Annotated in this window: 14 protein-coding genes; 1 reads left to right on the top strand and 13 read right to left on the bottom strand. The window is 65.9% G+C overall.

Going from position 1 to position 13,155, the window contains the following annotated elements:
• Positions 1–45: 45 nt before the first annotated feature.
• The 13 genes from lpxB to pyrH all read right to left on the bottom strand — a co-directional run bounded on the left by lpxB (position 46) and on the right by pyrH (position 12,497).
• Positions 46–1,200 (bottom strand): lipid-A-disaccharide synthase, encoded by a 1,155-nt coding sequence (gene lpxB, locus DYI42_RS20805; RefSeq protein WP_213548625.1) that lies wholly within the window; start codon positions 1,198–1,200, stop codon positions 46–48.
• Positions 1,197–2,141, bottom strand: coding sequence for an LpxI family protein (locus DYI42_RS20800; RefSeq protein WP_213548624.1), 945 nt, complete (start codon positions 2,139–2,141; stop codon positions 1,197–1,199). The genes lpxB and DYI42_RS20800 overlap by 4 nt, the downstream gene beginning before the upstream one ends.
• Positions 2,142–2,145: 4 nt before the next feature.
• Entirely contained in the window at positions 2,146–2,943 is a 798-nt protein-coding gene (gene lpxA, locus DYI42_RS20795) for an acyl-ACP--UDP-N-acetylglucosamine O-acyltransferase (RefSeq protein ID WP_213548623.1), read from the bottom strand.
• Complete coding sequence (fabZ, locus tag DYI42_RS20790) at positions 2,940–3,410, bottom strand: 3-hydroxyacyl-ACP dehydratase FabZ (protein ID WP_213548622.1); 471 nt, start codon at positions 3,408–3,410, stop codon at positions 2,940–2,942. Before fabZ ends, lpxA begins: the two co-directional genes overlap by 4 nt.
• Before the next feature lies 1 nt (position 3,411).
• Complete coding sequence (locus tag DYI42_RS20785) at positions 3,412–3,936, bottom strand: OmpH family outer membrane protein (RefSeq protein ID WP_213548621.1); 525 nt, start codon at positions 3,934–3,936, stop codon at positions 3,412–3,414.
• A gap of 131 nt (positions 3,937–4,067) precedes the next feature.
• Complete coding sequence (gene bamA / locus DYI42_RS20780; protein WP_213548620.1) at positions 4,068–6,449, bottom strand: outer membrane protein assembly factor BamA; 2,382 nt, start codon at positions 6,447–6,449, stop codon at positions 4,068–4,070.
• A 125-nt stretch (positions 6,450–6,574) separates the two neighbouring features.
• Entirely contained in the window at positions 6,575–6,697 is a 123-nt protein-coding gene (locus DYI42_RS24525) for a hypothetical protein (RefSeq protein ID WP_274608849.1), read from the bottom strand.
• A gap of 132 nt (positions 6,698–6,829) precedes the next feature.
• Positions 6,830–8,197: an RIP metalloprotease RseP gene (gene rseP, locus DYI42_RS20775; protein ID WP_213548618.1), complete on the bottom strand. Its 1,368-nt coding sequence runs from the start codon at positions 8,195–8,197 to the stop codon at positions 6,830–6,832.
• A gap of 2 nt (positions 8,198–8,199) precedes the next feature.
• Complete coding sequence (gene dxr, locus DYI42_RS20770; RefSeq protein WP_213548616.1) at positions 8,200–9,375, bottom strand: 1-deoxy-D-xylulose-5-phosphate reductoisomerase; 1,176 nt, start codon at positions 9,373–9,375, stop codon at positions 8,200–8,202.
• Entirely contained in the window at positions 9,372–10,154 is a 783-nt protein-coding gene (locus DYI42_RS20765) for a phosphatidate cytidylyltransferase (protein WP_213548614.1), read from the bottom strand. The genes dxr and DYI42_RS20765 overlap by 4 nt, the downstream gene beginning before the upstream one ends.
• The gene (gene uppS, locus DYI42_RS20760; RefSeq protein ID WP_213548612.1) at positions 10,151–10,876 is read right to left on the bottom strand and encodes a polyprenyl diphosphate synthase; all 726 of its coding nucleotides are present in this window, start codon (positions 10,874–10,876) and stop codon (positions 10,151–10,153) included. The genes DYI42_RS20765 and uppS overlap by 4 nt, the downstream gene beginning before the upstream one ends.
• Before the next feature lie 185 nt (positions 10,877–11,061).
• Complete coding sequence (gene frr / locus DYI42_RS20755; RefSeq protein WP_213548610.1) at positions 11,062–11,619, bottom strand: ribosome recycling factor; 558 nt, start codon at positions 11,617–11,619, stop codon at positions 11,062–11,064.
• A 131-nt stretch (positions 11,620–11,750) separates the two neighbouring features.
• Positions 11,751–12,497, bottom strand: a complete 747-nt coding sequence (gene pyrH, locus DYI42_RS20750; RefSeq protein ID WP_213548627.1) for a UMP kinase — start codon at positions 12,495–12,497, stop codon at positions 11,751–11,753.
• Between the two features lie 88 nt (positions 12,498–12,585).
• Here pyrH and DYI42_RS20745 point away from each other — a divergent pair.
• Positions 12,586–13,155: tRNA (adenosine(37)-N6)-dimethylallyltransferase (locus DYI42_RS20745; RefSeq protein WP_213548608.1), on the top strand; the 570-nt coding region annotated here is incomplete at its 3' end.

The following is a 13,155-nucleotide window of genomic DNA, read 5'->3' as shown; positions in this document are numbered from 1 at the left end:
GCCCCCACACCCCCGGAGATATTTACAGCAAGAAAATGACCATGGTCATGTTATCTGGGCCAGAACGGAGCGCGCCGCCCGGAGGCCAGGAGGCTCCTCGCCCCGCCCGAGCCGCGACATGGTGAGTGCCATCGCTTCAAGCTGCGCACCCGGCGCCTCCATCACCGCCTTCAGGCCCTCGGCAATCTTGGCAGGCTTGCACTCGGCCCCGATGAACTCGGGGATCGTGCGGCTTTCGGCCACGAGGTTCACCAGCGTCACCGTATCGACCTTCAGCATCCGGCTGATGATCTGCCGGCTCAGCCAGCTCATATCATAGGCGATCACCATCGGCAGCGCCGCCGCTGCAAGCTCAAGGCTCACCGTCCCGGAGGCCGCAAGCGCCACATCGGCGGCAACGAAGGCCGCGCGCTTCTCGGCCTGTGCTTCTTTCGCGGGCTGCCCGCGCGGATCAAGCACCACGGGCGCACCGGGCCAGCGGGCGGTGAGATCCTTCACCAGCCCCGCCGTGCTGGCCACGCAGGGCACCACCACCCGCGTCTCTGGCCGGGCCGCTACCACAGGGCGCAGCGCCTCGCCGAAGATCGGCGCAAGGCGGCTCACTTCGCCCCGCCGTGAGCCCGGCAGCGCCATCACCATCGGCGCATCACCAATTCCATGCGCCGCCCGAAAGGCCGCACCGTCAGCCTCGTTTGCCACCGGCTCCGACACCACCGGATGCCCGACGAAATCGCAGCTCATCCCGGCGGCTTCCATGTAGGGCGGCTCGAAGGGGAAGAGCGCCAGCACATGGTCGATCACCTGCGCCATCTTCTCGGCCCGGCCCGCCCGCCAGGCCCAGACCGTGGGGGCCACGTAATGCACCGTTTTCACATCCGACTCGGCCTTCACCCGCCGCGCGACCCGAAGGCAAAAGTCGGGGCTGTCGATGGTCACCAGCACATCCGGCTGCCACGCCACCACCTCGGCGGCGCATTGCTTGATGCGGCGCATCAGGTGGCGGTACTTCGGCAGCACCTCGGCGATGCCCATGACGGAGAGTTCATCCATGGGAAAGAGGCTCTCCAGCCCCTCGCCTTCCATCCCGCTGCCGCCCACGCCACGAAACTCTACATCCGGCGCCAGTGCCTTCAGCCCGCCCATGAGCGCCGCCCCCAGCCTGTCGCCCGAGGGCTCGCCCGCGATCAGGAAGATCTTCATGGCGCTTCCCTAGCCCGCACCCAAAGAAACAGCCCGACCGCATCTGCCATCGCCACCACCGTTTCGAGATCGAGCACCATCACGCCGCCCGCTTCCACCACGATGCCGCGCAACTCCGCCTCGGCGGCCAGCATCACCGTCGCCGGGCCGATCACCGGCAGATCGGCTCGCCGGTCCTGCCCCGGTTTGGGTGCCTTGTAGAGCAAGCCGCCCTCCGGCATGGCCTTGTCCCGCTCCGGCAGGCGTGAGGGCTCCGACGCGGTCAGGAACTCCTTCACATCCGCAACCCATTCGGAAGCCCGCTCGAAGAGGGTGGCGCCCCTCAGCAGCTCCTGTTCTTCACGGCGCACCGCCTCCGGCACCCGCATCAGCGAGCGGATCATCCAGTCGGTCCCGCCCGCGGCTTCCAGCGCCAACACCTGACCGCCCGCCACCACGCAGGCCTGGCCCACATCCGCCGCGCCCATCGCGGCCACAACGGCCTCGCCGCGGGCCGCATCGGCGTGATCCCCGGGGCCAGGGGTGGCGCGTGTCGCCACGCCCGAGGCAGGCAGCAATCCCGGCGCGATCTCATGCGCGCCAACCACGCGCAGGCCGGCCTCCTCGAAGATCGCCATGATCTCGCGCAGGGTGCCATCATCACCCCGTTCCATCGCGCCCGCGAGCCGGACGATGAGGCCGTGGGTCGCCGCATCCACCCGCGCCCGCTCGATCGGGGGGCGACGCACCGCGCCCGCCAAGCACACTTCCTCGCAGCCCCCCTCGACCAGCGCGGCAACGAAGCTGCCCAGCTCTTCCAGCCTGAAGCGCGTTACCGCCCGGTCCCCAAGGTCGGGCTCGAAGCCCTCCAGCGCATAAACACGATAGTCCCGCCCCGCAGCATCCAGCGCGGCCACCAGCCGCGACGGCAACAGCCCCTGCCCGGCAATCAGCGCCAGCATGGGCCTACTCCGGGGTCAGGAAAGAGCGGTCGCTCTCCCCCGTGACGAAATCCACGATCCGGCGCACATAGTCGCTCTCGGTCTCCTCGCCGAGCCGCCGGGCGCGGTCCTGAAAGGCGCCCTCGCCCTGCGCCAGCATCTGGTAGGCGGCGCGCAGCGCGGTGATGTCGGAGCGGGCCACGCCCTTGCGCTTCAGCCCCACGAGGTTGAGCCCGTCGAGCTTGCCCCGGCTGGCCTCCACCAGCCCATAGGGGATCACATCGCGCGTCACCATGCTGACCGCCCCGATGATCGCGCCCTGCCCGATCCGGACCCACTGATGGATGCCCGACAACCCGCCGATGATCACATCATCCTCGATCACGCAATGCCCGGCGACCGCGGCGGAATTGACGATAATCACCCGGCTGCCAACCTGCGCATCATGCGCCACATGGGCGCCCGCCATGATCAGGCAGTCGTCGCCGATCCGGGTCACGCCGCCGCCGCCCTCGGTGCCGGTGTTGATCGTCACGTGCTCGCGAATGCGGTTGCGCGCACCGATGATCAGCTTCGTCTTTTCCCCCGAAAACTTCAGATCCTGCGGGATCTCGCCAATGACGGCGAAGGAAAACACCGTGCAGTCCGGCCCGATCTCGGTGTTGCCGGTAACGACCGCATGGCTCTTGATCAGCGAACCGTCGCCAATCTTCGCCTCCGGGCCGATATAGGCAAAGGGGCCAATATCGACCCCTGCCCCGATCACCGCGCCCTCGTCGACGCAGGCGGTGGGGTGAATGGTGGCGGTGGAGGCGACGCTCATTTGCCCTCCGCAGGCATATCCATCATCGCGGTAAACTCCGCCTCGGCGGCCATCTCGCCCTCCACCTTGGCCTCGCCCTTGAACTTCCACACCTTGCCGCCGGGTTTGCCGCGGGTCACGGTGACATGCAGCTCCAGCACATCGCCGGGCACCACCTTGCGGCGAAACTTCACGCCCTCCATGCCCATGAAATAAACCAGCATGCCCTTGTCCTGCAGGCCAAGTGAGGCCCCCACCATGACGGCAGCCGTCTGCGCCAGCGCCTCGATGATAGTGACGCCGGGCATGATCGGCGCGCCAGGGAAGTGGCCCTGAAAATGCGGCTCGTTGAAGGTCACATTCTTGATGCCGACCGCGCTTTCGCAAAAGGTCACGTCCCGCACCTTGTCGACCAGCAGGAAAGGGTAGCGGTGCGGAATGATCCGCTGGATCATCTCCAGATCGACGGTTTCAGGCGTGTCGCTCATTTCATTGTCCTTCTTCTTCTGCCGGGGCTGTCTCACTGCCTCCGTTGTCCGGGGTCTCGTCTGGCTCCTCGGGCGGCATGGCAATGGCACCGCCATCCCCCAGAAGCGAATCCACCCGCATCCGCACCAGGTCGGTCACGTCGATGTCCGACACCGCCAGCAGGATGGCACGCGAGTCCAGAATCACCGAGGCACCGCGCTCCTCCACGACGTCCCGCACCACCGGGCCAATCGCGGCATTGAATACCTGCTGATCGCGCTCCTGCCGGCGCTGCAACTGGCGGGTCTTTGCTTCCTGCTCGGCACGAATGGTCGTTACCTTCTCGTCAAAGGCATCGGCCAGTTCGCGGAAGGCGGCAGGCTCCATCTCGGCACGCTGCTCGGTCAGCCGGGCCTCTTCGGCTTCCAGCTCTTCCTGAATCCGGGTGTTCTCCGCAATCAGGTCGGCGCGGGCCGCGTTCAGCTCGCGCTGTAACCGCCGCCCAAAGAGCGTGGTCTGAAACAGCCGCTCCTGGTCGATCGTCAAAACCGGGCTCTGCGTTCGCGGGCCCGCCTGCTGCTGCGCCAGACCCGGCCCCAGGGCCAGCCCGAGGCACAACACGGCTGCCCCGGCCCGCCGCAGAACCGCATGCGCACGGCTATGTGCGGACCCGGACATTAGAAGTCGGTGCGGATCGAGATGTCGAAGTTGCGTTCCTTGTCGTAGTCCTGCTTCATGATCACTTCCGAGAAGTTGAAGCGCAGCGGGCCAATCGGCGTATCCCAGAACACGGAGAGCCCGACGGACGACCGCCAGTGCAGATCGTCATCCACAGGGTTGGCCCCGGTTGGGCCGCCGCCCACGTCATCCAGCCCCCAGACAGAGCCGATATCGTAGAAGACGCCGCCGCTGATGCCGTATTCTTCCGGCAGACCAAGCGGAAACTCCGCTTCGAGACGCGCAACGAAGAAGTAGTTGCCACCCAAGGCATCCTCGTTGGTCACGTTCAGGTCTCGCGGGCCAACTCCGTTGGCCTCGAAGCCCCGGATCTTGCCGTTGAGCGAGAAACGGTCCAGCACGGTCGAACCGCCGGAGGTGTAATGAAGCGCCCCGCCTTCCAGCTCGGCCCGCAGAGTCACCTCCTCGTTCCAGATCTTGGTCTGCGCGGTCATGGAGGCGACCGACCGGATGTACTGGTTTTCACCGTCCAGCCCGCCAAAGTCCTGCCCGAAGGTGAAGCGCACGGCGGCGTTGGGGTTCAGCCCCACGATCCGGCTGTCGTAGATGTAGGTATAGCCAAGGCTCGCATCCCAGCGCTGCCCTTCCTCCTGCCGCAGGATGAAGGAAGAGCCGGTGTCGCCCGCAGGCCCGGGGTTGCCCTCCGGATCGCCCAGGTCGATCCCGCTGAGTTCGCGATAGGCCAGCGTGCCGCGCAGCTGCAGCCGGCTGCGATCGGTCAGAGGAAACTCGAACAGCGGGCGGATCAGGCCGGTGGCGGTGTCATAGCGCGAGAACTCCGACTCCGAGGCCCGGTAGTTTGCATCGAGGCCAAAGGTCACCTCGCGCCCAAGGAAGGCCGGCTCCCGGAAGGAGAAGCTGAGGCCGTTCGCCGCGCTCGTCGTGTCGAAGCTGAAGCTCAGCGCCTGGCCGCGACCAAGGAAGTTGCGCTCCGAAAAGCTGACGTTGAAGCCAAGGCCATCGTCAGACCCGTAAGAGGCGCCAAAGCCGAGCGAGCCCGTCGGCGCTTCCACCAGGTCCACGTCAACAACCACCTGGTCGGGCGCAGAGCCTTCGCGCGCATTCACGTCCGCCGTCTCGAAAAACCCGAGCGCCCGGATGCGCTCGGCCGCCTCACGAATTTCGCGCGGGTTGAAGGGGTCGCCCTCAACCACGCGGAACTGGCGGCGCACCACGCGATCCAGCGTGCTGGCGTTGCCCTCGATGTCGATCCGCTCGACAAAGATGCGCGGCCCCTTGCTGATAGCAAAGTTGATGTCGAGCGTCTGGTTCCGCTCGTTGCGGCTGATCTGCGGCTCGACCCGCATGAAGTTGATGCCCTTGCGCGCAGCAAGTCGTTCCATCCGGCTGATGTTGGTTTCCACGATCTGCGGGTTGTAGACCCGGCCGCTGCGAATGCGCAGCGCATTGCGGAACTCGGCGGCATTCACCTCCGGCATGGAAGAGGTCACCGTGACCCGCCCGATCCGAAACTGCTGCCCCTCCTGCACGTTGAACGTCACGAGGAAGGCATCGCGGTTACGGGTAATCTCGGCGGTAGCGCTCTGCACCCGGAAGTCGATGTAGCCGCGGCTCAGGTAGAAGTCCCGCAGCACCTGCTTGTCAAAGTCGATCCGCTCCTCGATCAGCGTGTCGCGCTGAATGAGCTGGCGGAACAGGCCGGCCTGCTTGGTCTCCAACGCGCCGCGCAACCGGCGGTCGGAGAAGCGGCGGTTGCCGACAAAGCTGATGCGCTCATTCTCCACCGTTTGGCCCTCGGTCACCTCGAACACGAGGTCGACACGGTTGCCCTGGCGGCGGATGATTTTGGGGGTCACCGTTGCGGCCACACGGCCCTGCACCCGGTAAAGCTCGGTGATGGCGGCAGCATCGGATTCAACCTGGCTTGGCTGAAACACCCGACGCGACTGGCTGCGGATGACCCCGGCCATATCCTCGTCCTTCACCCGGCGGTTGCCCTCGAAGGCGATGCGGTTGATCGTCGGATGCTCGCGTACGTTGATCACCAGCGTGCCGCCGCGCGGCACCACTTCGACGCTCTCGAAAAGGCCGGAAGCAAGGATGTTCTGATACGCGTCGTTGAGCTGGGCGGCGCTCACCGGCTCGCCGCGGGCGATTCCGGCGTAGGAGACGATTGTCGCCGCATCCACCCGCTGGTTGCCGTTCACCTCGACCCGGCTGAAGCTGAAGCTCTGCGCCACAGCCTGCCCAGGCGCGGCGGCATAACCCACCGCGAATGCTGCAAAAATCAAGAATGCGAAACGCTGCACAAGCGCCTTGGCCGCGCCCAGCCCTCTTCCGGTCTCGCGTGCTCGAAACATGCCCACAGCCCCCAGTTATTACCGCCTTTTGTTATCCAACTTCACTAGCCGGTATTGGGGGTGGTGTCAAAGCGCCGAAAGGCACCCGGGGGTGCCTTTTCCTGCTTGCGTTTCGCAGCCTTGTCTCAGTGGAAGAGCGAACCGATCCAGGCGCCGCCGCCGAGGGCGGTGAGGATGGTGGCAACATAGAGCAGTCGGTCCGAGTTGAGACGGACGATGAAGCTCAGGCTGCGGTATCCTTCGGTCATGGTATGCATGGGCGCGTGCCTTGCGTTTCCGGGTTGTGTTCGGACACAGGTGTAGGTGGTGACTATGGCGCCATTTGGGCGTTGCGGCCATGGAATGCGGCAAATTTGAGGCAGGTTGCCCTGCCCCGCCCATCACACGAACCAGCTGCGGATTTTCCAGAAGATCCCGCCCTCGCAGAACAGGTCATTGCCGAGCGCGAAGACCATCAGCGTCAGGATCAGCGTCAGCCCGATCCCCATCAGCACGTTCAGCAGCTTCTCCGGCGGCGGCTTGCCCGTCACCGCCTCATAGGCGTGAAAAACGAGATGCCCACCATCGAGCACCGGGATGGGGAACAGGTTCAGCAGGCCCACGGCGGTCGAAAGCACCGCAACGAACCAGATAAAGCTCTGCCCACCCTGGCTCGCCATCTGCCCGGCAGTGGTGGCAATCTTCAGCGGCCCCGAGAGATTGCAGCTCGAAATCGCGCCCGAGATCATGTTGTAAAGGCCCGAGAGCGAGCTGGTCACGATGAACCACGTCTGCCGCACGCCATATTCCAGCGCCTCAAGCGGCCCCAGCCGCTCCGTCGCCGGCTCAAACGCCAGCCCGCCGTTGATCCCGATCAGAAAACGCGTCTCGAAGCCGCCATCGGCGGTCGGCAGATCGGTGCGGCGCGGCTTCATCGTGAAGTCCAGTGTTTCTCCCGCGCGCCAGACCTTGAGCTCAACCGGTTTGCCCTCGCCCTCGCGGATGATATCCTGCAACTCCTTGAAAGCGGTGATCGCCTGCCCGTCGATCCGGGTGATGACATCGCCTACCTCAAGCCCGGCGTCGATGGCCGCCGAATTCGGGGTGACCGTCGCGATCAGCGGCGGAAAGGGCGTTGTCCCCTCCACGATCATCTCCGCCCCACCCCGCTCGATGCGGTAGGCCACGGGCCGCGTCAGGTCCAACTCGGCAGTGGCGTCGTAAAGGCTGCCGATATCGGTGATCACTTTCCCGTCGATGGCAAGAATCGTATCGCCCGCCTCCAGCACCCGCACCTGTTGCGGCAGCGGCTGCAATTCCCCCACCTGCACCGGCTCCGCCGGAATGCCGCGAAAGGCCACGATCGCACTGAAAACAAGGAAACTGAGGATGAAGTTGAACACCGGCCCCGCCGCCACCGTGCAGGCCCGCGCCCAGAGCGGCGCCCCCGGCATGGTGCGGCGTTTCTCGGCCTCACTGAGCCCGGCCATCGCCTCGCCATCGACCCCGGCCGAGGCGGCATTGGCATCGCCCATGAACTTCACGTAACCGCCGAAGGGGAGCGCGGCCACCTGCCACTCGGTTCCGCGTTTGTCGGTCCGGGTGTAGAGCACCTTGCCAAAGCCGAGGCTGAACACCTCAGCATGGATTCCACACCAGCGCCCGACGATGTAATGGCCGTACTCATGCACCGCCACGATGATCGAAAGCGCCACGACGAAGGCCACGACATAGCCCGCCGTGCCTCCCAGAATCCCGAAAAACTCCATGCCTAGCCCGTTGCCTCGCTCACTTTTGCCATGGCCTCACGGGCCAGTTCTCGTGCCATCTGGTCTGCCTGCAGCACGTTATCAAGGGTCATCATGTCATTGTTAGGGCCGGTTTGCGAGGCCATGCGGTGCATGACCGCCTCCACCACCCGGGCCATGTCGGTAAAGCCGATGGCCCGCGCGATGAACCCGTCCAGCGCCGCCTCCTTGGCCGCGTTGAACACCGCGCCCATCAGCCCGCCCGCGCGCATCACCTCCCATGCGAGGCCGAGCGCCGGGTAGCGCGCCGGGTCGGGCGCGGCAAAGTCGAGCCGTCCAAGCGTTGCAAGGTCGAGCCGCGCCACCGGCAAGTCCGCGCGATCGGGCCAGTTCAGGGCATAGCCAATGGCATGTCGCATGTCGGGCGCGCCCATATGCGCCATCATTGCCCCATCGCGGAAGCCCACCAGCGCATGCACAATGCTCTGCGGGTGAATCAGCACTTCGATCTGCTCTGGCGCGATCCCGAAAAACTCATGCGCCTCAATCACTTCCAGCGCCTTGTTGAACATGCTGGCCGAATCGATGGTGATCCGCTGGCCCATGTCCCAGTTGGGGTGCGTCGCGGCCTCATCCGGCGTGGCGCGGGCGATCTTCTCCAGCGGCCAATCGCGGAACGCGCCCCCCGAGGCGGTGATCACCACGCGCTCCACAGCCCCCAGGTCTTCTCCCACCAGCGCTTGGAACAGGGCAGAATGCTCGCTGTCCACCGGCAGCACCTTGGCGCCCGCTTCGCGTGCGGTCGCCATCAGCAGAGGCCCGGCGCAGACAAGGCTCTCCTTGTTGGCCAGCGCCAGCGTCGCGCCCGCTCGCACCGCGGCAAGCGAGGGCTGCAAGCCCGCCGCGCCAACAATCCCGTTCAGCACAAGGTCGGCCGGTCGCGCCGCCGCCTGCGCCACGGCATCGGGCCCTGCCGCCACCTCTATGCCGGTGCCTTCAAGGCGGCCCGCAAGCTCTTCGTAACATTCCGGAAAACACGTAACCGCAAGCGCTGCGCCGCACTCCATAGCCTGCTCCGCAAGCCGCGCCACGTTGCGCCCGCCGGTCAGCGCCTCCACCGTGAAACCACCGCGCCCGATCAGGTCCACCGCGCTTTCCCCGATGGAGCCGGTCGAGCCCAGCAGGCTGACGCGCCTCAAATCCGCACCTCCGGCACGTCCACGATCAGCGCCACCAGCAGCATCAGCAGCGCCGCGCCCAGCAGCCCGTCAAACCGGTCGAAGAGCCCGCCGTGGCCAGGGATCAGCGCCGAGCTGTCCTTCACCCCCATCCGCCGTTTCAGCGCGCTCTCCGCGATGTCGCCCATCTGCGAGGCGAAAGCCAGCACGGCGGAAATCCAGATCAGGTCACGCCCCGCGTTGGTGAAGCTGAGGAACAGCGCACCAATCAGCGCGGCCCCCACCCAGCCGGCTGCCGTGCCGCTCCATGTTTTCTTGGGCGAAACCTTCGGCCAGAACTTCGGCCCCCCGATCATCCGCCCGGCGAAATAGCCTGCCACATCCGTGACCACGACCACGAACACCAGCCAGAACAACCATGTGCCGCCATATTCCTCGCGGAAGGTCACCAGCCCCCAACCCGCCGTCATGATGCCGAGCGAGAACAGGAAAAAGGTCAGCCGCTCGCGCGGCATCATCAGCGTGCCCGCAACGGGCGGCAGAAACAGCAGCAGCAGCGCCCAGCTGGCATCTTGCGCCAGCAGGCCCGAGAGCACCGAGGCCGTCACGGCAGCGAGAAGCATCGCACTGTCGCCCTCCCGCTTGATCATGCTGGCCAGTTCCCAGATCATCACGGCGGTCACGAAAACCGCCAGCATCTGAAACCAGATGCCCCCGGCCCTGATGCCCGCAACGCCGACCACCACCATCACCGCGCCCGCAATCACCCGTGGCGCCAGGTCATCCCACTTGCCGCTCACGCCTTCACCGCTCCAAACCGCCTGTCTCGCGCCGCAAATCCATCGATGATATCGGCGAAGCACTCCGACGAGAAATCCGGCCAGAGCGTGTCGATGAACTCATACTCGGCATAGGCCGATTGCCAGAGCAGGAAGTTGGAAATCCGCGCCTCGCCACTGGTGCGGATTACGAGGTCCGGGTCGGGCAGCATGCAGGTGTCGAGGAAGCGGCCCAGCGTCTCCGCGTCCACATCCTCGGGATTCAGCCGCCCCGCAGCCACTTCCACGGCCATGCGCTGGGTGGCGCGGGTCACTTCATCGCGGCCGCCGTAGTTGAGGGCAATGGTCAGATGCACCTTGCTGTTGCCCGAGGTCAGCGCCTCCAGCTCATCCATCAGCTCCACCAGCTTGGCATCCAGCTTCACCCGGTCGCCGATGAAGCGCACCCGCACGCCTTTTGCCAGCAGCCGCTGCGCCTCCTTGGTGATGTAACGGCGAAACAGCAACATCAGCCCGGCCACCTCGGCCTGGGTGCGTTTCCAGTTCTCGGTGCTGAAGGCAAAGATCGTCAGGTATTCCACGCCCAGATCGGGGCAGGCCTCCACGATCTCGCGCACTCGCTTGGCCCCGGCCTGATGGCCGAACAGGCGCGGGCGCCCCCGGCGCGTGGCCCAACGGCCGTTCCCATCCATGATGATGGCCACGTGTCGCGGTGCCGCGCCTTCGCTCGCCTGTTTCGCCATTCTGCCGGCCTCCTTGCCGGTGCGCCCTTCGAAGGCCCCGGCACTGCCGTCTTTAACGCGGGCCGCGGCCCATTGCCAGTTGCTCGCCGAAACACCGCATGATTGTGCCGAAACGACGGGTCGCACCCAGACCTACGCGTTGCACCTTGCCATAGGGTTACCAAGGGCAAAGGCTGCGCGCAGGCTCAAACCTGCATGATCTCGCCCTGCTTGGCCTCCAGCGCCGCATCAATCGCCTTGATGTGCTTGTCGGTCATCTCCTGCACCTCCGATTCCCAGAACTTCTGGTCATCCTCGGCCAGCTTCTCGGCCTTCTTGATCTGCTGCATGCCGTCCTGGCGCACGTTGCGCACGCTGACGCGGGCGTTCTCGGCATATTGCGCGGCAACTTTCGTGAGCTCGCGGCGGCGCTCCTCGTTCAATTCCGGGATCGGCAGCATGATGATCGTGCCGTTCATCTGCGGGTTGATGCCGAGGCCAGAGTTGCGAATGGCCTTTTCCACCGCGTTCACCAGCCCCTTGTCCCAGACGTTGATGGTGACCATCCGCGGCTCGGGCACGTTGACGGTGCCCACCTGGTTGATCGGGGTCATCTGGCCATAGGCCTCCACCTGAACCGGCTCCAGCATCGAGGCCGAGGCCCGCCCGGTGCGCAGCGAGGCAAACTCGGTCCGCAGGTTGGTGATTGCGCCATCCATGCGCCGCTCAAGATCGCCGGTATCCAGCTCGAATTCGTCAGACATCTGCCCGTCCTCTTCTCAATCTGCCCGCGGTTTTATGCCAGACAGCAGGGCATTTCCAGCGGTCTTGCGCAGCCTGCCCCCACACGGGATGGCGGGCGGGGCGATGGGCGTCAGCCCGAGCGGCGCACCGCCTAGCCCTTCACCATCGTACAGGTGCCCTCGCCCGCAAGGATCGACGTGAACCCGCCCGGCTCATCCAGCGAGAACACGATGATCGGCAGGTTGTTGTCTCGCGCCAGCGCAATGGCGCTGGCATCCATCACCTTGAGGTTCTTCATCAGAACCTCGTCATAGCTCACCGTGTCATAGCGCTTGGCCTCCGGGTGAACCTTCGGATCCATGTCATAGATCCCGTCCACCTTGGTGCCTTTGAAGATCGCCTCGCAGGCCATCTCGTTGGCGCGCAGCGTCGCCGCCGTATCGGTGGTGAAATAGGGGTTGCCCGTGCCCGCCGCGAAGATGCAGACCCGCTTCTTCTCAAGGTGCCGCACCGCGCGCCGGCGGATATACGGCTCGCAAACCTGATCCATCGGGATCGCGCTGATCACCCGGGTATGGATGCCGAGCGATTCCAGCGCCCCCTGCATCGCCAGCGCGTTCATCACCGTCGCCAGCATCCCCATGTAGTCCGCCGTGGTGCGTTCCATCCCCTGGGCCGCGCCCGCCAGACCGCGAAAGATGTTGCCCCCGCCGATCACCATGCAGATCTCGACCCCGAGATCCGACACGCTCTTCACCTCGCGGGCGATCCGCTCAACCGTGGGCGGATGCAGGCCGAAGCCCTGGTCGCCCATCAGCGCCTCGCCGGAAATTTTCAGAAGAACCCGGCGATACGTCGTCTTCGCCCCGCTCACATCCCCGTCTCCGCCTGCATCCATCATCACGCTCTCCCCGGGGCCACTTGCATCTGGCGCGCAAAATGTCGGAATTTGCGGGCGGGTTCAACGACGGAAATCGGCAGGCGGCATGATCGACTTGAAAACGCTCGACGCAGAGCGCCCGGTGCTCATCGCCGGTCCCACCGCCTCGGGTAAGTCGGCCCTCGCGCTCGAGATCGCGGCACGCGCGGGCGGCGTGATCGTCAACGCCGACGCGCTTCAGGTCTTCGCCAACTGGCGCGTGCTCACCGCACGTCCCTCGCCCGAGGAAGAGGCCGCCACGCCCCATGCGCTCTACGGTCACGTGCCCGGCGACGCCACCTACTCCGTCGGCCACTGGCTGCGCGATGTGGCCCCCCTGCTGACGGGCACGGCCCGGCCGATCATCACCGGCGGCACCGGCCTCTACTTCACCGCGTTGACCGAGGGTCTGGCCGACATCCCGCCAATCCCGCCTGAGGTGCGCAGCGAGGCCGATGCGCTGCCGCTCGCCGAGTTGCTCGCTGCGCTCGACGCGCCCCAGAAGGCCCGGATCGACACCGCCAACCGCGCCCGCGTCCAGCGCGCCTGGGAGGTGCAGGCCGCCACGGGCACGCCCCTCTGGCGCTGGCAGGAGCAAACGCCGCCGCCCCTCTTGCCCCTCACCGCCGCCCAACCC

Origin of the sequence: Vannielia litorea (genome assembly GCF_018424695.1) — a bacterium.
In the GTDB taxonomy this organism is placed as follows: domain Bacteria; phylum Pseudomonadota; class Alphaproteobacteria; order Rhodobacterales; family Rhodobacteraceae; genus Vannielia; species Vannielia litorea_A.
The sequence above is the reverse complement of the archived record's forward strand: the minus strand, read 5'-3'. Positions and strand labels throughout refer to the sequence as shown.

Bases quoted from the DNA above. Each gene is read 5' to 3' on its own strand.
- lpxB (WP_213548625.1), bottom strand. From the start codon at position 1,200: ATGAAGATCTTCCTGATCGCGGGCGAGCCCTCGGGCGACAGGCTGGGG.
- DYI42_RS20800 (WP_213548624.1), bottom strand. From the start codon at position 2,141: ATGCTGGCGCTGATTGCCGGGCAGGGGCTGTTGCCGTCGCGGCTGGTG.
- lpxA (WP_213548623.1), bottom strand. From the start codon at position 2,943: ATGAGCGTCGCCTCCACCGCCACCATTCACCCCACCGCCTGCGTCGAC.
- fabZ (WP_213548622.1), bottom strand. From the start codon at position 3,410: ATGAGCGACACGCCTGAAACCGTCGATCTGGAGATGATCCAGCGGATC.
- bamA (WP_213548620.1), bottom strand. From the start codon at position 6,449: ATGTTTCGAGCACGCGAGACCGGAAGAGGGCTGGGCGCGGCCAAGGCG.
- DYI42_RS24525 (WP_274608849.1), bottom strand. From the start codon at position 6,697: ATGACCGAAGGATACCGCAGCCTGAGCTTCATCGTCCGTCTCAACTCG.
- rseP (WP_213548618.1), bottom strand. From the start codon at position 8,197: ATGGAGTTTTTCGGGATTCTGGGAGGCACGGCGGGCTATGTCGTGGCC.
- uppS (WP_213548612.1), bottom strand. From the start codon at position 10,876: ATGGCGAAACAGGCGAGCGAAGGCGCGGCACCGCGACACGTGGCCATC.
- frr (WP_213548610.1), bottom strand. From the start codon at position 11,619: ATGTCTGACGAATTCGAGCTGGATACCGGCGATCTTGAGCGGCGCATG.
- pyrH (WP_213548627.1), bottom strand. From the start codon at position 12,497: ATGGATGCAGGCGGAGACGGGGATGTGAGCGGGGCGAAGACGACGTAT.